The 17,628-nt window shown below is 72.6% G+C and carries 14 protein-coding genes; 5 read left to right on the forward strand and 9 right to left on the reverse strand.

The window, feature by feature from the left end; genetic code table 11:
- Positions 1 to 147: 147 nt before the first annotated feature.
- Positions 148 to 1,377, reverse strand: coding sequence for an NADH:flavin oxidoreductase/NADH oxidase (locus J3S20_RS25195; RefSeq protein ID WP_246603255.1), 1,230 nt, complete (start codon positions 1,375 to 1,377; stop codon positions 148 to 150).
- Here J3S20_RS25195 and J3S20_RS25200 point away from each other — a divergent pair.
- Genes J3S20_RS25200 through J3S20_RS25210 form a run of 3 tightly spaced genes read left to right on the forward strand, consistent with a single transcriptional unit; the run spans position 1,376 to position 4,826 of the window.
- Positions 1,376 to 3,658: a xanthine dehydrogenase family protein molybdopterin-binding subunit gene (locus J3S20_RS25200; RefSeq protein ID WP_216839680.1), complete on the forward strand. Its 2,283-nt coding sequence runs from the start codon at positions 1,376 to 1,378 to the stop codon at positions 3,656 to 3,658. The two genes, J3S20_RS25195 and J3S20_RS25200, sit on opposite strands and share 2 nt — an antisense overlap.
- The gene (locus tag J3S20_RS25205) at positions 3,655 to 4,380 is read left to right on the forward strand and encodes an FAD binding domain-containing protein (RefSeq protein WP_216839681.1); all 726 of its coding nucleotides are present in this window, start codon (positions 3,655 to 3,657) and stop codon (positions 4,378 to 4,380) included. The genes J3S20_RS25200 and J3S20_RS25205 overlap by 4 nt, the downstream gene beginning before the upstream one ends.
- The gene (locus J3S20_RS25210) at positions 4,377 to 4,826 is read left to right on the forward strand and encodes a (2Fe-2S)-binding protein (protein ID WP_216839682.1); all 450 of its coding nucleotides are present in this window, start codon (positions 4,377 to 4,379) and stop codon (positions 4,824 to 4,826) included. The genes J3S20_RS25205 and J3S20_RS25210 overlap by 4 nt, the downstream gene beginning before the upstream one ends.
- Here J3S20_RS25210 and J3S20_RS25215 read toward each other — a convergent pair.
- From J3S20_RS25215 to J3S20_RS25245, 7 genes are all read right to left on the reverse strand, one after another.
- Entirely contained in the window at positions 4,820 to 5,782 is a 963-nt protein-coding gene (locus J3S20_RS25215) for a D-2-hydroxyacid dehydrogenase (RefSeq protein WP_216839683.1), read from the reverse strand. The two genes, J3S20_RS25210 and J3S20_RS25215, sit on opposite strands and share 7 nt — an antisense overlap.
- Complete coding sequence (locus J3S20_RS25220) at positions 5,782 to 6,753, reverse strand: Bug family tripartite tricarboxylate transporter substrate binding protein (RefSeq protein WP_216839684.1); 972 nt, start codon at positions 6,751 to 6,753, stop codon at positions 5,782 to 5,784. Before J3S20_RS25220 ends, J3S20_RS25215 begins: the two co-directional genes overlap by 1 nt.
- Positions 6,754 to 6,851: 98 nt before the next feature.
- Entirely contained in the window at positions 6,852 to 10,139 is a 3,288-nt protein-coding gene (locus tag J3S20_RS25225; protein ID WP_216839685.1) for an error-prone DNA polymerase, read from the reverse strand.
- Positions 10,136 to 11,635 carry a Y-family DNA polymerase gene (locus J3S20_RS25230; protein ID WP_216839686.1) on the reverse strand — a complete coding sequence of 500 codons (1,500 nt, stop codon included), beginning with the start codon at positions 11,633 to 11,635 and terminating at the stop codon, positions 10,136 to 10,138. Before J3S20_RS25230 ends, J3S20_RS25225 begins: the two co-directional genes overlap by 4 nt.
- The gene (locus tag J3S20_RS25235; RefSeq protein WP_216839687.1) at positions 11,632 to 12,405 is read right to left on the reverse strand and encodes an ImuA family protein; all 774 of its coding nucleotides are present in this window, start codon (positions 12,403 to 12,405) and stop codon (positions 11,632 to 11,634) included. Before J3S20_RS25235 ends, J3S20_RS25230 begins: the two co-directional genes overlap by 4 nt.
- A 251-nt stretch (positions 12,406 to 12,656) precedes the next feature.
- Positions 12,657 to 14,051, reverse strand: a complete 1,395-nt coding sequence (locus tag J3S20_RS25240; protein ID WP_216839688.1) for an AtzE family amidohydrolase — start codon at positions 14,049 to 14,051, stop codon at positions 12,657 to 12,659.
- Positions 14,048 to 14,263: an AtzG-like protein gene (locus J3S20_RS25245; RefSeq protein ID WP_216839689.1), complete on the reverse strand. Its 216-nt coding sequence runs from the start codon at positions 14,261 to 14,263 to the stop codon at positions 14,048 to 14,050. The genes J3S20_RS25240 and J3S20_RS25245 overlap by 4 nt, the downstream gene beginning before the upstream one ends.
- Before the next feature lie 119 nt (positions 14,264 to 14,382).
- Between J3S20_RS25245 and J3S20_RS25250 the strand changes: the two genes are divergently transcribed.
- The gene (locus J3S20_RS25250) at positions 14,383 to 15,270 is read left to right on the forward strand and encodes an alpha/beta fold hydrolase (protein ID WP_216839690.1); all 888 of its coding nucleotides are present in this window, start codon (positions 14,383 to 14,385) and stop codon (positions 15,268 to 15,270) included.
- Here J3S20_RS25250 and J3S20_RS25255 read toward each other — a convergent pair.
- Positions 15,245 to 16,390: a glutamate cyclase domain-containing protein gene (locus J3S20_RS25255; RefSeq protein ID WP_216839691.1), complete on the reverse strand. Its 1,146-nt coding sequence runs from the start codon at positions 16,388 to 16,390 to the stop codon at positions 15,245 to 15,247. The genes J3S20_RS25250 and J3S20_RS25255 overlap by 26 nt on opposite strands.
- Positions 16,391 to 16,768: 378 nt before the next feature.
- Between J3S20_RS25255 and J3S20_RS25260 the strand changes: the two genes are divergently transcribed.
- Complete coding sequence (locus J3S20_RS25260) at positions 16,769 to 17,626, forward strand: GntR family transcriptional regulator (RefSeq protein WP_216839692.1); 858 nt, start codon at positions 16,769 to 16,771, stop codon at positions 17,624 to 17,626.
- Positions 17,627 to 17,628: the final 2 nt, after the last annotated feature.

Genomic DNA, 17,628 nt, shown 5'->3' on the forward strand with positions numbered 1-17,628 from the left:
CAGCGGTACCGCAGACCATGCGGTCGCTCCGGCCCCCTCTCCATTCCTGCTCATGATTCAAGGGTTCCAAGGGGCCACTGCCCCTTGGCGGGAGGGTGCAGGGAGGGCGGAGCCCTCCTTGCAATCAGCCAGCGCTGACCCGGCCGCCTACTCCGCAGCCGTCTCCTGCCCGGTCGGGAAGCGGCGGCGGACTTCGTCGCGGCGTTCGAGCCACCAGGCGTAGGAGGGGGGAAGGAGGGGGAGGGGGTTTTGGCCGAGGGTTTGGGCGGCGTGGGTGGGCCAGTTGGGGTTCCACATCATTTCGCGGGCGAGGGCGATGAGGTGGCAGGAGTTGGCCTGCAGGTAGGATTCGGCCTGGTGGGGGTCGGTGATGAGGCCGACGGCCATGGTGGGGAGGCCGGTTTCGCGCAGGATCTCGGCGGCGAAGGGCACGTGGTAGCCGGGGGTGCGGGGGACGACGGCGAGGGTGAGGGGGCCTTCGATGCCGCCGGAGGAGCAGTCGATCAGGTCGATGCCGCGGGGCTTCAGTTCGTGGCAGAGGGCGAGTGTGTCTTCCATGTGCCAGCCGCCGCCGCGGCCGTCGACGCAGGACAGGCGGATGAGCAGGGGTTTGGTGGCGGGCCAGGCGGCGCGGACGGCTTCGACGAGTTCGAGGCCGAAGCGCATGCGGCCTTCGCGGTCGCCGCCGTAGGCGTCGCTGCGCTGGTTGGTGATGGGCGAGAGGAATTGCTGGATGATGTAGCCGTGAGCGGCGTGGATTTCGAGGATGTCGAAGCCGGCGTCGTCGGCACGCTTGGCGGCATCGGCGTGGAGCTGGATGACGTGGCGGATGTCGTCCGCGTCCATCTCCTTCGGGATCATGGCGCCGGGCTTGAAGGGGATGGGGCTGGGCGCGAGGCCGGACCAGGGCGGGCGGCCGTTGGCGGCGTCTTCCTCGGTGAGGGGCGAAAAGCCGTCCCAGGGGGCGCGGGTGGCGACCTTGCGGCCGGCGTGGCCGATCTGCATGGCGGCGGCGCTGCCGTTCGCGCGGAGGAAGTCGGTGATGCGGCGCCAGGCGCGGGCCTGTTCGTCGGTATAGATGCCGGGGCAGTCGTAGGTCTTGCGGGAGCGTTCGGAGACGCTGGTTTCCTCGCAGAAGACCAGGCCGGCGCCGCCGAGGGCGAATTTGCCGAGATGCACCAGGTGCCAGTCGCCGGGGATGCCGCCGGGGTCGGAGCGGTATTGCGACATGGGCGAAACGACGATGCGATTGCGCAGGGTGACGCCACGCAGTGCGTAAGGTGTGAGCAGAAGGGGTGTGGCGGCGTCGGTCATCGGCAACTCCGGTCGTGCGGGCAGGTAGGCCTGGGCGCGGGTGGGATGCAAGATGGTGGCCATGGAAGCCAAGGGATGGATCGGCGCCTCGGTGCCGCGGCGGGAGGATGCGCGGCATCTGCTCGGCCAGGGGGTGTTCGCGGGGGATGTGACGGCGCCGGGGATGCTGGAGCTGGCCTTCTGGCGCAGCCCGGTGGCGCATGGGCGGATTGGCGCGGTGACGCGGCCGGCGGGGGTTTTTGGGGCAGGCGAGATCGGGCCGGTGACGCTGCTGCCGGCGGGGCCGGACATGCCGGGGTTCCGGCAGGCGCCCTATCCGCCGCTGGCCGATGGCGTGGTGCGCTTCGTCGGCCAGCCGGTGCTGGCGGCGCTGGCGGCCACCCGTGGCGCGGCGGAGGATTTGTGCGCGCGCTGCGAGGTGGAGATTGCGCCGCTGCCCGCTTTCGCCGATGTGCCGGCGGCCTTGGCGCCGGGGGCGGCGGTGCTGCATCCGGGCTGGGCGGACAACCGCTACGGCTCGGGCCATGTGAAGGCGGGCGATGTGGCGGGGTTGGATGCGCCGATCCGCATCCGCCGGAAGCTTGGCCTCGGCCGGCAATCTGCGGCGCCGATGGAGCCGCGCGCGCTGATCGCCGTGCCGGACCGACGCACCGGGGAGCTGGTGCTGCATATCTCCTCCCAGGGGCCGCATGTGCTGCGGCATGCGCTGGCGGCGATGCTCGGCCTGCCGGAATCGCGGCTGCGCGTGGTGGCGCCCGATGTCGGCGGCGGTTTCGGCGCCAAGAACCGCCTGATGCCGGAGGAGGTGGTGGCCTGCGCCCTCGCCCTGAAGCTGGACCGCCCGATCCGCTGGGTGGAGGACCGCCGCGAGCATCTGATGGCCGGCGCCCAGGCGCGCGAACACCTGTATGATCTGACCTTGCATGCAACGCGGGACGGCATCGCGCTGGGGATCGAGGGCGAGCTCTGGGTCGATGCCGGCGCCTATGCGCTGTGGCCGACCGGCGCCTTTGCCGAGGCCGGGATGGCGGCGCGCAACCTCGGCGGGCCCTATGGCATCGCGCATCTGGATGTGCGGCACCACACGGTGGCGACCACCAAGCCACCGATGGGCCCCTATCGCGGCGTCGGGCGGACGGGTGCCTGCTTCGCGATCGAGCGGCTGATGGATGCGCTGGCCGATGAGGTCGGTGTCTCGCGCTACGAAATCCGGCGCCGCAACCTGATCGCGAAGCTGCCGCATGTGACGGCGGCGGGGATGACGCTGGATACCGGCGACTACCCGGCGGCGCTGGAAGCCTGTGTCGGGATGCTCGACCTGCCCGCGCTGGAAGCCCGGCGCGCGGCGGGCGAAAGGGTCGGCGTCGGCTTCGCCATCTACACCGAGCAATCCGGCCACGGCACCGCGGAATGGGCCGGGCGCAAGGCGCGGGTGGTGCCGGGGCATGAGACGGCGACGCTCCGCATGCACCCCGATGGCAGCCTCACCTTGCTGACCGCCATCCACAATCACGGCCAGGGGCTGGAGACGACGCTGGCGCAGATCGTGGCGGAGGAGCTCGGCCTGCACCCCGAGGCCATCGCCGTCCGCCACGGCGATACCGGCTTGTCGCCATTCGGCTTCGGCACCTTTGCCTCCCGTTCCCTGGTCTTCGCCGGCGGCGCGGCCAAGGCGGCGGCCGAAATGCTGGGGGCAAAACTGCGGCGCATCGCCGCGCATTTCCTGCAGGCGGATCTGGCGCTGGTGGAGCTGCGCGGCGGGCGCGCCTGGGCGGGCGCCGCCTCCCTCCCGCTGGTCGACCTCGCCCATGCCGCCACGATGCGCCAGGAACGCCTGCCGCCCGGCGAGCCGCCGGGGCTGGAGGCAACCGCCGACTACTGCCCGCCCGAGGATGCCGGCGTCTTCTCCTATGGCGTGCATGCCGCCGTGGTGCGGGTGGATGCGGAGACCGGCGCGGTGGCGCTGGAGGATTACTGCGTGGCCGAGGATTGCGGCACCATGATCAACCCGATGATCGTCGACGGCCAGGTGAAGGGCGGCGTGGTGCAGGGCATCGGCACCGCGCTGACCGAGGAACTGCGCTTCGATGCCGAGGCCCAGCCGCTCTCGACCACTTTTGCGGATTATCGCCTGCCCGACGCGCCAAGCCTGCCCGAGATCCGCGTGTTGCACCTGGTGACGCCCGCGCGCTGCACGGTGCATGGCGCCAAGGGCGTGGGGGAGGGTGGCGCGATCGCCCCGCCGGCCGCCATCGCCTCCGCCGTGGAACAGGCGCTCGGCCTCGGCATGGTGGTGACGGCCACGCCGGTGACGCCGCGCCGCGTGCTGAGCGTGCTGCCATGATCCCGGCGCCCTTCACCCTGCGCCGCACCGCGGACTGGGACGCGCTGCCCGCGCTGCTGGAAGACGCGCTGCCCCTCGGCGGCGGCCAGTCGCTGATGCCGCTGCTGGCGCTGCGCCTGGCGGAACCGGCCGCGCTGGTGCCGCTGCGTGACCTGCCGGGCCTTTCCGAGATTGCCGAGCGCGACGGCGCGCTGTGGATCGGCGCCGGCGTGACCCATGCCCGGATCGAGGACGGCATCGGCCCCGTGCCCTTGCGCGAATGGCTCTCGCTGGTGGCGTCGGGCATCGCCTATCGCCCCGTGCGCAACCTCGGCACCCTCGGCGGCAGCCTGGCGTTGCACGACCCGGCTTCGGATTGGCCGGTGGCGCTGCTGGCGCTGGGCGCCAGCGCCGTTCTGCGCCAGGGCGACATGCGGCGGGTGCTGCTTGTCGAAAAATTCTGCACCGGCGCCTTCGCCACGGCGCTGCAACCAGGCGAGGTGATCGAGGCCGTGACCATCCCGATCCCGGCCACCGGCACGCGCTTCGGCTGGTGCAAGCTCGCCCCCGCCCCCGGCGCCTTCGCGGAAGCCCTGGCCGGCGTGCTGCACGCCCCCGGCGCCGCGCCGCGCATCGCGGTCGCGAGCCCCGCCGGTGCCCGGCTGATGCCCGAGGCGCCGCCGCCCGACGACCCGCATCTGGCGCGGCTGCGCGACGTCGCCATCCGGCGGGCCGGCGCATGACCCGGCTTTGCGTGAATGGCGAAACCCACGACCTGGCCTGCGAGGACCGGGACAGCCTGGCCGGCGTGCTGCGCGATCGCCTTGGCCTGACCGCCACGCGCATCGGCTGCCAGCATGGCAGCTGCGGCGCCTGCAATCTGCTGCTGGACGGCGTGCCGGTGCGCGGCTGCCTGGTGCCGGTGGCGCTGGCGGAAGGCCAGGCCGTCACCACCCTGGAAGGCCTGCGCGACGATCCCGTGATGATCCGCCTGCGCGAAGCCTTCACCGCGCACCACGCACTGCAATGCGGCTACTGCACCGCCGGCATGCTGGTCGCCGCGCGGGACCTGATCCTGCGCGGACGCGCGACCTCCGCGGCGGAGGTTCGGGCCGGCCTCGCCGGGCAGCTGTGCCGCTGCACCGGCTATGACGGGATCGTCGCCGCGGTGCTGCAGGCGGCTCAGTAGCCGCGCGCGCGGTCCACCACCTGGTGCAGCGCCTCGCCCTCGCGGAAGCGGGCGAGGTTGGCGGCGAAGGCGTCCAGGCAGCGTGGGGCGTATTCAGCTGGGTCGTAGAGTCCGCAATGCGGCGTGATGACCAGGTTCGGCGTGTCCCAGAGCGGGCTGTCCGCCGGCAGCGGTTCCTGCGGCAGCGCGTCCAGCACCGCGCCGGACAGGCTGCCCTCCTGCAGCTTCGCGGCCAGCGCCTCGGCATCCAAAATCTCGCCGCGGCCGATATTCACCACGCCCGCATGCGGCGGCAGCAGGTCCAGCTCCGCCCGGCCGATCAGCCCATGCGTCGCCGGCGTCAGCGGCAGGGCGATGAGCAGTACATCGGCCTGCGGCAGCCATGCGCGGAAGCCGTCGCCTTGCGTCATCACCGCCACATCCGGATGCGGCCGGCCGGACTGGCTGTTGCCGATGACGCGCATCCCCTGCCGCGCCAGCGCGGTGGCCGCTGCGCCGCCGAGCGCGCCCATGCCGAGCACCAGCACCGTCCGCCCCGCCACCGTCCCCACCGGCTGCGGCGCCCAGCGATGCGCGCGCTGCGCGGTGGCGAAGTGGGGCAGGCGGTTGTGCAGCATCAGCACGGAAAGCAGCGCGAATTCCGCCGCCTTCGAAATATGCGTGCCGCTGGCATTGGTCAGCGTGACGCCATCCGGCAGTCCCGCCTGCAGCAGCCATTCCACGCCGGCGCTGGCATAGCTGATCCAGCGCAGATGCGGCGCTCGCCGCGGCAGGTCCTGCAGCGGCGCCTGGCCCACCAGCAGCAGCACCTCCGCCGTGGCCAGCCCCTCCTCCAGCCCCTCGGGCGAGGCGCTGAAGCTCAGCGCCACCCCGTCGGGCAGCGCCGCCTGGATGCGGGATTCGAAAAAGATCGCGGCGAGGGGGGAGGCCGGGTTCACATGGGCATGGAGGCGCATCACTCCAGCCGGATGTCGTTGGCGCGGATGATGCGGCCGTAGCTCTCTGTCTGCTCGGTCAGGATGCGGCGGAAGGTGGCGGCGCCCTCGGCGCGGACCTCGCCGCCGATCTCGCCGATGCGCTGGACGATGTTCGGCTCCTTCAGCACGGCGGCGATTTCCTGCTCCAGCCGCGCGATGGTGGCGGGGGGCGTATTGCCTTGGGTCAGGATGCCCTGCCAGGTGCCAGAATCGGGCTCCGGCCAGCCGAGTTCGTGGAAGGTGGGCAGGTTGGGCAGGGCGGCCAGGCGCTTGCTGCCGGTCACGGCGATGCCGCGCATCTGGTTGTTCACCACGAAGGTCTGGGACTGGGTGGCGCCGGCGACGGTGAAGTTCGCCTCGTTCGTCACCAGCGCCGTCAGCGCGGGCGCGCCGCCGCGATAGGGCACATGCGTCACCGCCCCGCCCCAGGCATTGGCCAACGAGGCGGCGACGAGATGGGACAGCGTGCCGGTGCCGGAATTGCCGGCATTCAGCTTGCCCGGATTGGCCTTGGCATAGGCGGCCAGTTCCTGCGCGTTCTGCACCGGAAGCTGGTTGTTCACCGCCAGGATATAGGGCGCGTAGACCACCATCTGCACCGGTGCCAGGTCGCGCAGACTGTCGAAGGGCAGGCGCGGGAACAGGTGCGGATTGGTGGCGAGGACGGAGATGTCCAGCAGCACCATGGTATGGCCATCGGGCCGCGACTTCGCCACCAGGTCGGCGCCGATATTGCCGCCGGCGCCGGCGCGGTTTTCCACCACCACGGATTGCCCGATGCGCTGGCTGAGCGAGGGTGCGATCAGCCGGGCCAGGATGTCGCTGGTGCCGCCCGGGTTGAAGGGCACGACCAGGCGCAGCGGCTGGGTGAAGGTCTGGGCGCGCAAGGTGGCGGGGGCCGCCAGCAGCGGCGCCGCGGTGGCGGCTTGCAGGAATGTTCGGCGCTTCATGACCTGGTTTCTCCCCGGATGCGGGCCTCTCAGGGCCGCGTGGGGGCATGATCGCGCCGGGCGCGGCCGGGCTGCAAGGCCGCCAGCGACCGGCGGGCTCAGCGAAAATCGCGGCTGGGCGGCAGGCCGCTGCGCTTCGGCGCGCGGGCGCCGGGCTCCGGCCGCCGCACCTCATCGGCGCGGCCCAGCGTCCGCTCCGCCCAGGCGGAGCTGCCCTGCTGCTGCGGCAGGCTGTCCAGCAGCGCGGACCAGTCGCTCAGCCGGCGGGCGATGACATGCAGGATGGGGATCTCGGCATGCGTGTCCTCGCGCTCCAGCACGCCCTCCACCAGCAGCAGGCGGCCGGCGACCAAAGCGGCGCGGTCGCGGGTGGAGACGTCCTGGAAGACCACGATATTGGCGTTGCCGTGCTCATCCTCGATGGTCAGGAAGACCACGCCCTTGGCCGAGCCGGGGCGCTGGCGCATCAGCACCAGGCCCGGCAGGCGCAGCCGCGTGCCGGCCCGCGCGTGCTCCAGGCGGCGCGTATCGTCGCAGCCGCGGGCTGCCAATTCGCCGCGCAGCAGGGCCAGCGGGTGGCGGCGCAGCGTCAGGCCGGTGGCCAGGTAGTCGCCCACCACCGCCTCGCCTTCCGTCAGCGCCGGCAGGGTGGGCGTGGCCTCGGGCAGCATCGGCGCCTCATCCGTCAGCGCGGCGGCGACGGAATCCTGCGCGATGGCAAACAGCGGCAGGTCGCGCGGGCCGGAGGGGACGCCGCGCGCATCCCAGGCGGCCTCGCGCCGCGCGAGGCCCGTCCCGGCCTGGGCGAAGGCATTGGCCGCCGCCAGCACCTCCAGCGCCCGCTTGCCGGCGCCGCTGCGCCAGGCCAGGTCCTCGACCGAGGTGAAGGGCGCGCCGTTGCGGGCTTCCCGCGCCGCGACGATCGCCCGCGCCTCCGCCTCCGCCAGCCCCGTCACCAGCCGAAGACCGAGCCGCAGCGCCAGGCCATCCGGGCTGGCCGTGGCGGCTTCCAGCGTGCAGTCCCAGTCGCTGGCATTCACATCGACCGGGCGCACCTCCACCCCATGCTCCCGCGCATCGCGCACGATCTGCGCTGGCGCGTAGAAGCCCATGGGCTGGCTGTTCAACAGGGCGCAGGCGAAGACCCCGGGGTGGTGGCACTTGATCCAGGAGGAGGCATAGACGAGCTGCGCGAAGCTGGCCGCATGGCTTTCCGGAAAGCCGTAGCTGCCGAACCCCTCGATCTGGCTGAAGACACGCTCGGCGAATTCCGCCTTGTAGCCACGCGCCACCATGCCGGAGACGAGGCGGTCGCGATATTTCGAGACGCCGCCGGTCATCTTGAAGGTGGCCATGGACCGCCGCAGCAGGTCGGCCTCATCCGGCGAAAACCCGGCGGCGACGATGGCGAGCTTCATCGCCTGTTCCTGGAACAGCGGCACGCCCAGCGTCTTCTCCAGCACCTTCTTCAACTCATCCTGCGGGTACTGGGGGCCGGGGGAGGGGTATTCCGGCTTCTCGATGCCCTGCCGGCGGCGGAGATAGGGATGCACCATGTCGCCCTGGATCGGCCCCGGCCGCACGATCGCCACCTGCACCACCAGGTCGTAGAATTCGCGCGGCTTCAGCCGCGGCAACATGTTCATCTGCGCGCGGCTTTCCACCTGGAAGACGCCCACCGAATCCGCGCGGCGCAGCATGGCATAGGTCTCGGCGCATTCGCGCGGCAGCGAGGCCAGCGTGTGGTCCTTGTGCAGATGCTGCCGGATCAGGCCGAAGGCGCGGCGGATGCAGGACAGCATGCCGAGGCCCAGCACATCCACCTTCAGGATGCCCAGCGCCTCGATATCGTCCTTGTCCCATTCCAGCACGGTGCGGTCTTCCATCGCCGCATTGGTGACCACCGCAAGCTCCGTCAGCGGGCCGCTCGTGATGACGAAGCCGCCGACATGGGTGGCCGCATGGCGCGGCACGTCCTGCAATTCCTCCGCCAGCTCCAGCGTCATGGCGAGGCGCGGGTCGCTGACGTCCAGCCCCTCGCTTTCCGCCAGCTGCGCCAGCCCGATCTCCCGCCCCGGCCCCCAGCTGGCTTTCGCCAGGCGCGCGGTGACATCCTCCGTCAGCCCCATGGCGCGGCCCACCTCGCGGATCGCGCTGCGGGCGCGGTAGCGGATGATGGTGGCGCAGATGGCGGCGCGGTGGCGGCCGTAGCGGTGATACAGGTGCTGGATCACCTCCTCCCGCCGCTCATGCTCGAAATCGATGTCGATATCGGGCGGCTCGCCGCGGCTGGCGGAGACGAAGCGTTCGAACAGCAGGTCGTGCTTGTCGGGATCGACGGCGGTGATGCCGAGCACGTAGCAGACGCTGGAATTCGCCGCCGAGCCGCGCCCCTGGCACAGAATCCCCTGGCTGCGCGCGAAGCGCACGATCTCATGCACCGTCAGGAAATAGGGCGCGTAGCCGAGGCGGCCGATGAGGTCCAATTCATGCGCGATGCGGTCGCGCAGATTGGTGGTGACGCCGTAGGGCAGCGCCGCCAGCGCCTCCGCCACGCGGGCTTCCAGCGTCTGCTGCGCCGTGCGGCCGGGCTCCAGCAATTCCTCCGGATATTCGTAGCGCAGCTGGTCGAGCGAGAAGCCGGCGGTGGCCTCCAGCACCCGCAGCGTATTGGCGAGCGCCTGCGGGTGGCGGGCGAAAAGCCGCGCCATCTCGGCGGGCGGCTTGATGTGGCGCTCGCCATTCGGCTCCGCCTCATGGCCCAGCGCATCGACGGTGGTGCGCAGGCGGATGGCGGACAGCACATCGGCCAGGCGGCGGCGATCCGGGTGGTGGTAGCGGATATCGCCGGTGGCCAGCAGCGACTCCCCCGCGATGGCTCCGAGATCATCCAGCCGCTGCTGGTCGCGGCCGAGATAGGGGCAGGAGGCGGCGAGCAGCAGCGGCATGGCGAGCCGGTCGCGCAAGGCGGCGGCATCCGCGCGCCATTGCTGGCCATCGAAATCCGCGGGGGGAATCGCGGCGAGCACGAATCCCTCGGCGGTGGCAAAAAGGTCTTCGCGCGTCAGCCAGCATTCGCCCTTCGGCGCCGGCATGCGCCCCTGCGACAGCAGCTTCGTCAGCCGGCCATAGCTGGCGCGATCGGTGGGCCAGGCATGCCAGGCGCTGCCATCGGTCAGCACCAGCCGGCAGCCCACCACGAAGCGCAGCCCTTCCTGCTTCGCCGCGACATGGCCGCGCACCACCCCGGCCAGGCTGTTGGTGTCGCAGAGGCCGATGCCCGCCAGCCCCAGCCGCGCCGCCGTTGCCGCCAGCTCCGCGGGGTGGGAGGCGCCGTCGAGGAAGGAGAAATGCGACCGCGCGGCGAGCTCCGCATAAGTGCTCACGGCAGATGGCCATGCAGCCGCCAGCCGGAGGCGCCGCCGCGGCACACCAGCAGCCGCGTGCCGCAGGGCAGTTCCACCCGATAGGCATCGCGCCGCTCCGCGCCAGCGACCTCACGCCCTTGGGCGCGCCACCATTCCGGCTCCAGCCGCAGCGGCCCCTCCGCGGCCAGCACGCGCTGCGATCGGCCCTGCCAGCGCAGGCTGGCGGGCGGCGCATCCGGCAGCAGGGCCACCACCTCCAGCGGTTTCGGGCGGCGCAGGCGCAGCACAGGCTGCCCAGGATGCGCCCAGCCAGGCGGTGGCGGCGGCGGCACCGCCTGCGGGTCCAGCGCCGAAACGCTGCGCTCCGGCCAATGGCTCGCCACCGGCGCCACGCGTCGCACCCGCAGCCGCTGGCCGAGCCGGTCCAGCAATTCGGCCAGCGCCGCCATGTCCCGTCGCGCGCCGAGTCCCAGGCTGACCTGCGCGCCGGTCTCCATCCGGTCCGTGGCGCGGGCCTCCAGCGCCATGCGTTCGAAGCCGAGATCGGGTTCCAGCCGCCCGAGTCCCTCGGCGAACAGCCGCTTCAGATGCGCGGGCGTGCGATTCGGCTGGCCGGTGCCGATCGCCACCTCCTGCACCGCGCCATCCACCCGCCAGGCGAGCAGCGCCAGCCGGCGCGCCCCCAGCCCCGCCAGCCGCAGCTTCGTGCAGAGCCCGGCCAGCAGCCGGTCCAGCGCGGCCTCGATGGCAGGGCGGGTGATCAGCGGCTCCAGCAGGTCGAGCGTCTCGGACAATTCGGGGGGCGGCTGCACCGGCTGGATGGAATGCGGCCGGCGGCCGGTGACGGCATCCAGCGCATCCAGCAGCGCCTTGCCGAAACGCCGCGCCAGCGGGCCGCGCGGCTGGTCCAGCAGGTCGCCTACGCGACGCAGGCCGAGCCGGGCCAACGCCTCCAGCTCGGCGGCCCCCAGCCGCAGCGCCGGGCCGAGCGGCAGCGGCGCGGCCAGCGCGGCCTCGATGCCGGAGACGGCGATGGGCGCATCGGCCCGCGCCCGCGCCAGCGCCGCCGCGGTGGCCGCGGCCCCTGCGATGGCGCCCTGCACGGAAAGGCCATTCCGGCGCAGCCGATCCAGCGCATCGCCCAGCAGCGCGGCCTCGCCGCCCCACAGATGGTCGCAGCCGGTGATGTCGAGGATCAGCCCCTCCGGCGGGTCCAACGCCGCCAGCGGCGTGTAGCGCCGCGCCCACAGCGCCAGGCCGTGCAGCGCCCGCGCATCACCCTCCCGGTCCGCCGGGCGCAGCAGCAGGTTCGGTGCGATGGCCTGGGCATCGGCCAGCGCCTGGCCGGGCGCGAGGCCGATCGCCGCGGCCGCCGCATCCACCGCCGCCAGCAGGCGCCGGCTGCCGCTGGTCTCCCAGGTGGCGAGCGGCGCCTCCGGCAGATCGGGCTCCGCACGGCGGATGCGCGCCGTGGCCAGGTCCGGCAGGTGCAGCGCCAGGAAGCGCCGGCTCATCGGCCGCGCCGGGCGCGCCGCGTCTCCACGACCGGCGCCTCCGCCTCCTCCAGATCCAGCGTGCCGGAGGACGCCCGCCAGGTCACCGCCCAGGGGCCGCCCGGCCGGCCGCCACGTGCGCGCAGCAATTCCAGCTGCCAGCGCGGATCCGCCAGCCCGTGCCCCGCCCCGCCGGAGGGCAGCGGCCCGACGCGCCAATGGCTGGCGGCCGCGCTGGGGTCCGGATTCGGCGCATCCCGCCGCAGCACCAGGCCGAGCGCGCCGCCGGTCTCGGCGGCCAGCTGCAGGCGGCGCGTCGCGGTCAGGTCCAGCCGGGCCGTGTCCTCCGCCACCAGCAGGGCGCCAGTGACGGCGGGGCAGCGCAGCGCCTCCTCCATGGCCCAGAGCGCGTCGGCCCAGCGTTCCGCCCGCACCAGCACCAGGTTGGCCGGCGACAGGCCGCAGCGGGCGAGGCCGGGGGGCCAGGCCTGCAGGCCCTCGCTGCCGCCGGCGGCGATCCACAGCACGGTGCCGCCGCTGCGGGCCAGCAGCACGGCGCAGAAGGCCGCGGCCGCGCCGGGGGAGACGGCCGCCACCTCATGCATCGCCGCCCGCGCCAGGCCACCGCCGGGCAGGGGGATTCCCTCCGCCACCGGAATCGGATCCGTGCCATGCCGGGCACGGCCCACCCCCTCCAGCCGCGCCACCCGGGCGCGCAGGGCGGCCAGGACCGTGGGCTGGTCCAGCGGGGCCGAATCCGGCGGGGCGGGAAGAGGCGGTGGGGGCTGCATCGCGCCGACGATGGCCGAGTGATCCGAACAAATCAAGAACGACGGGGTGGCCCGAAACACCGCTTCCGGGCGGCGCCTGCCGCGCCGAGGGCAGGACGGCCGGCAGGCTTTTGAAAGCCTTGGCATCGCCTCCCGACGCCCTGGCCTGGATGGCAGCAATGCCAATTTTGCGAGGCTGCCGGCTGATCCCCTGCGGCGGCCGGGCGCGCCGCCCGCCGATCCGCCGACCGGAGCATTTTCAAGCCTTGCGGCTAGGCCGGCACCGGGGGCGCGCCGCAGATGCCGGCGCGTTCCAGCGCGGTGGCGACGCGGAACAGCACATCCTCCCGCCAGGGCGCGGCAATCAGCTGCACGCCGATCGGCAGGTCGTGCGGCGTGCCGGCCGTACCCGGGTCGGCCAGCGGCACCGCCAGCACCGGCAGGCCGATGCAGGAGATCGGCTGGGTATAGACGCCGAGATTGGGGCGGATCGGCAGGATGCGGCCATCGATCTCCGTCATCGCCTGGCCGATCGGCGGCGCCACGAAGGGCGTGGCGGGGGCGAGGATCACGTCCACCGTCTCGAACACCGCCAGCACCACGGCGCGATAGGCGGCGCGCAGGCGCTGCGCCTGGACCAGCCAGGTGGCGGGCAGCAGCGCGCCGGCCAGGAAGCGGTCGCGCGTCGCGGGGTCGAAATCCTCCGCCCGCGCGCGCAGGTCCGGCAGGTGCAGGTTGCCGCCTTCGGCCATGGTGATGAGAAAGGCGGCGGCGCGGGCGCGCGCGGCCTCCGGGATCGTCACGCGGCGCGTGGTGCCCAGCGCGCGCGCCAGCACCGCCACGGCAGCCAGTGCCTCCGGATGGCCGTTGCGGGCGAAGTGGTCGTCCGCCACCGCGATGCGCAGCCCCTCCAGCCCGGCGCCGAGCAACGGCGCGACCGGCTCCGCCGGCCTTTGCTGCTGCGCCGGGTCCTGCGGGTCGAAACCCTGCAGCGCGTCATAGGCCAAAGCGAGATCCGTCACGTCCCGCGCGAAGGGGCCGAGATGGTCCAGCGAGGTGACGAAGGGATAGCTGCCCTGCCGCGACAGCCGCCCATAGGTGGGCTTCAGCCCGAAGATGCCGCAGAGCGAGGCGGGCACGCGGATCGAGCCATTGGTGTCGCTGCCCAGCGTCAGCGGCACCAGCCCATCCGCCACCGCGACCGCCGGGCCGCCGGAGGAGCCGCCGGCGACGCGCGCCGGGTCGTGCGGATTGCGGCAATCGCCGTCATGCGCATTCTCCGTGGTGAAGCCGAAGGCGTATTCATCCATGTTCAGCGCGCCCAGGCAGACCGCGCCGGCCGCCCGCAGGCGCTGCACCAGGAAGGCGTCGCGCGCCGCCGCCGGCCGGCCGCGCTCGATCTTCGCGCCCGCCAGCGTGGTGACGCCTTCCAGGTCGAACAGGTTCTTCACCGCATAGGGCACGCCGGCCAGCGGGCCGGGATCGCGCCCCGCGGCGCGCGCGGCATCCACCGCCGCGGCCTCGGCCCGGGCGCGGGCGGCGGTGACCTCGGTGAAGGCATTGGTGCGGACATTGCGCGCGGCGATATCGGCCAGCGCGGCCTCCGTCACTTCGGTCGCGCGAAGCTGGCCGGCGCGGATCGCGGCGGCGGTGGCGGCGGCGTTCACTTCTGGCTTCCCGGCTGTGTGCCCTGGGCCACGAAGACCGGCGCGGGTTCGTCGGCGATGCCGAGCGGCCAGGCCTGCACCAGCGCCGCCATGGCGGCCGCCGTCTGCAGATTGGCGACCACGCCCGGCAGATGCGCGGGCGCGATCGGCAGGGCGATCAGCGCGGCAGCCTGGCGCGCATAGGACTCGGCATCGAAGGGGGGCTGGGTCATGCGCGCTCCATGGAAGTGTGGCGGGGGCAGGGTGGCCGGATTGCGCAGCAAGGGGCGTGCCAGCTTGCCGGGGCGCAGGGCTTGCCGCAGCCTCGGCCGGCAACCGGGGGAATCTCGTCATGACCGCACCGCCTGCTGATCCAGCCCAGGATTGGACCCAGGATTGGATGGGCGGCGCGACCACGCGCTTCGTGCAGGGCGCCGGCGGCGTGCGGCTGGCGGTGGTGGAGGGCGGCCGCGCGGATGGCCCGCCCATCCTGTTCATCCACGGCTTCTCCCAGGCCGCCCTGTGCTGGACGCGCCAGTTCACCGGTGACCTGGCGCGGGCGTTTCGGCTGATCGCCTTCGACCTGCGCGGCCATGGCAACTCCCAGAAGCCCGAGGCGGTGGAGGCCTATCGCAGCGCCGATCTCTGGGCGGATGACGTGGCGGCGGTGATCGCGGCGCTGGATCTGCGCCGGCCCGTCCTGGCCGGCTGGTCGTTTGGCGGACGGGTGCTGGGCGCGGTGGCGCGACGGCATGGCGTCGCGGATTTCGCCGGCCTGGTCTTCGTGGGATCCATCAGCAAGGGCGGCGTGCCGGATGCGGCGCGCTTCCGCGGCACCACAGGGCCGATCCAGGCGGCCATGGCCTCCACCGAGATGGCGGTGGCCGCCGACGCCACGCTGCGCTTCATCCGCGCCTGCACCGCCGCGCCGCTGCCGGCCGATCTGCAGCGGCTGATGGACCTGACCAACGGCATGGCGCCGCCCGCCGTGCGCGGCGCCATGATGGGCTGGCAGGTGGACCATGACGACATCCTGCCGAGCCTCGACGTGCCGGCGCTGGTGATCCATGGCGCGCAGGACCAAGTGCTGCTGCCCGCGGCCGGCCGCCACATCGCCAGCCTGCTGCCCGATGCTGAATTCCGCCTGTATGAGGCCAGCGGCCACGCGCCCTTTCTGGAGGAGCCGGCGCGCTTCGACGCCGACCTCGCGGCCTTCACCCGCCGCGTTCAGGCCGGCTGAAGAATTCGGCCTCCTCCGCCGCCAGGTGCTTCGCCCAGAGCGCCACGGTGGCCTCCGCGCGGCCGGTTTCCTGCCAGCGCCGGCCGAAGCCGGACAGGCCATGCGGCCGGCGCTTGCGGTCCAACCGCAGCTCCACCATGCAGCGCAGCAGCTCCAGGATGGATTCGCCCGCGATCGGCGGCGTGCCATCCACCCAGCCATGCGCCATGCCGGAGGTGGGGTCGATGAAGCCGGCACGCGCCGCAGCATCCGCCAGGCGGCGTTCCACCTCGCGCGAATGCAGCGCCTCCGGCAAATGCAGCGCGGCGGCAAGGCAGGCCTCTATGGCGTAGCTGCCCCAATTGGCGATGGTCGCCACCACCAGGATATCGGTCTCGACGCAGGTGCCGATCAGCCGGCCCGTCGGCACCACATCGCGCACCGCATCCGGGATGCGGCCCATGCCCACCTCGTTGCCGCCATCGCCGATGCCGATGGTCAGCACGCCGCGGCGCCTGGCTTCCTCGATGTACAACTCGACCTTGCCGACCACGTCGGTGACATCGAGGCCCGGGCCGGTATGCGTGGTGCCGGAGAAATTGGGTGCCGGCTTCTCGATGCAGACCATCGCCTTGGCGCCGGTGGCGTCGAAGCAATGCAGGGCTTCCGTCGCGGCGCGCACCGGGTCGATCGGCAGCGGCAGGATGGCGGCCTTGAAGGGGGTGGTCACCGCCATCTCCAGCCCGATCACCTCGAGCCCCGTGGCGCGCACCAGCGCCTCCATGCGCGCGATATTCGTCACCTCCGTCAGGAAGACCGGCGTGGCATCCAGCGCGACGGCCAAAGCGCGGCCGAGCAGCGCGGCGCCCACCGGGCCATCGGCTTCCGAGATCATTGCCGGCGGGTCGAAGAAGCCGGCGCAGACCAGCACCACGTCGCGCGGCCGCACGCGCTCCACCAGCGCGCGGGCAGCGAGCGATGACAGCGGCGCGCCCTGCAGGGCGCGTGCGGCCTCATAGAGTTCCTTGGTGATGTTGCGGCTGGTGATATCCGCGCCGCCGCCGGACATGAAGACCTGGGCGGAGACCAGCCGATCGGCCGATTCGCCCACCACCTGGCAGAGATCGAAGTCCGGTTCCATGGCCTGCTCTGTCTCTCCTCTGGCAGGGGCGGCGCCCTTCGGTGCCGTTCCTGGATGCACCCATTACGGTGCGAAGCGGGCCGAAGCCGCAAGCGGGCCGCGGCCCGCGGTCACGAAATGGATGGCGCCGCCGGGGCATCCGCGCCTCCCATGCGCCACTTCGCCCGCTTGCATCCTGGCATGCAAGATGTGTGGTCCTGAAAGGCGGAGATGGAATCAGGAGTCGCGCGCGGCCACCCTGATTCGCACGGCGGACAGGTGGGGTCTCGCCGGCAATGTCCTGACATTTTTCCATCGTTGCGAAAGCCTCCCGACCACTTCCCCCCTTGTGGAAGCCATGGCTAGTCTTGCCGCGCGACGCTCCAGGAGCCCAGATCCGTGACCCTTCCCGCCCGACGGGGCTTGCGTGCCGTGCCGACGCCATCGTCGCCGCAGCTTTCGCCGCCGGCCGGGACGCGCGGCACGGCGCGGGCCTTCGTGCTCAGCCGCGTCGCGCCGCTGAACACCGCGCATGCCGTGCCGCTCTATCTGCAGCTGGCGGAGCGTTTCGCGGCGCTGATCGGGCAGGGGCGGGATGCGCTGGTCGGCCAGTCGCTGCCCACCGAAAGCGAATGCATGGCGCATTTCGGCATCAGCCGGCCGACCGTGCGCCAGGCCATGGCGCAGCTCGCCTCGCAGGGCCTCATCACACGCGGCCGTGGCCGCGGCACCTTCGTGGCACCGCGCCGGCTGGACCACGATCTGAGCCTGGCCTTCGAGGATGAGGCGCGCCATGCGCGCAAGCGCATCTCCTTCCAGGTGCTGGAGCGTCGCACCATCCTGGCGCCGCCCACCGTGCAGGATGCCCTGGCGCTGGCCCCGGGCGCGGAGGTGGACCTGGTGGAGCGCCTGCGCCTGCTGGACGGAGAGGTCTTCGGCCATGAGCTGCGCTACCTGCCCACCCATATCGGCCGCCATGTCACCGCGCGCATGCTGGAACGCCAGCCGGTGAACACGCTGCTGCGCGCGGCAATGGGAGAGGCGCCGAAGCGCATGCGCCTGATCGTCCGCAGCGTGCCGGCCGATGTCCGCATGGCGCGGCTGCTTGCGGTCAAGCGCGGCACGCCGCTGCTGGAAAGCGAGCATGTCTATCGCCTGGCCTCCGGCGTGCCGGTGCTCTGCGGCTTCGTCCGCTTCCACGGCGACCGCTTCCAGTTCATCGCGGAGGCCGAGATCCGCACCGAGGCGCAGCTCTGATT

The organism is Falsiroseomonas tokyonensis (genome assembly GCF_019024325.1).
Lineage (GTDB): Bacteria > Pseudomonadota > Alphaproteobacteria > Acetobacterales > Acetobacteraceae > Falsiroseomonas > Falsiroseomonas tokyonensis.

Excerpts from the sequence above, each read along its gene's own strand:
- J3S20_RS25215 (WP_216839683.1), bottom strand. The coding sequence starts at position 5,782 with ATGCGCCTCCATGCCCATGTGAACCCGGCCTCCCCCCTCGCCGCGATC.
- J3S20_RS25205 (WP_216839681.1), top strand. The coding sequence starts at position 3,655 with ATGATCCCGGCGCCCTTCACCCTGCGCCGCACCGCGGACTGGGACGCG.
- J3S20_RS25235 (WP_216839687.1), bottom strand. The coding sequence starts at position 12,405 with ATGCAGCCCCCACCGCCTCTTCCCGCCCCGCCGGATTCGGCCCCGCTG.
- J3S20_RS25255 (WP_216839691.1), bottom strand. The coding sequence starts at position 16,390 with ATGGAACCGGACTTCGATCTCTGCCAGGTGGTGGGCGAATCGGCCGAT.
- J3S20_RS25250 (WP_216839690.1), top strand. The coding sequence starts at position 14,383 with ATGACCGCACCGCCTGCTGATCCAGCCCAGGATTGGACCCAGGATTGG.
- J3S20_RS25230 (WP_216839686.1), bottom strand. The coding sequence starts at position 11,635 with ATGAGCCGGCGCTTCCTGGCGCTGCACCTGCCGGACCTGGCCACGGCG.
- J3S20_RS25210 (WP_216839682.1), top strand. The coding sequence starts at position 4,377 with ATGACCCGGCTTTGCGTGAATGGCGAAACCCACGACCTGGCCTGCGAG.
- J3S20_RS25195 (WP_246603255.1), bottom strand. The coding sequence starts at position 1,377 with ATGGCCACCATCTTGCATCCCACCCGCGCCCAGGCCTACCTGCCCGCA.
- J3S20_RS25245 (WP_216839689.1), bottom strand. The coding sequence starts at position 14,263 with ATGACCCAGCCCCCCTTCGATGCCGAGTCCTATGCGCGCCAGGCTGCC.
- J3S20_RS25220 (WP_216839684.1), bottom strand. The coding sequence starts at position 6,753 with ATGAAGCGCCGAACATTCCTGCAAGCCGCCACCGCGGCGCCGCTGCTG.
- J3S20_RS25200 (WP_216839680.1), top strand. The coding sequence starts at position 1,376 with ATGGAAGCCAAGGGATGGATCGGCGCCTCGGTGCCGCGGCGGGAGGAT.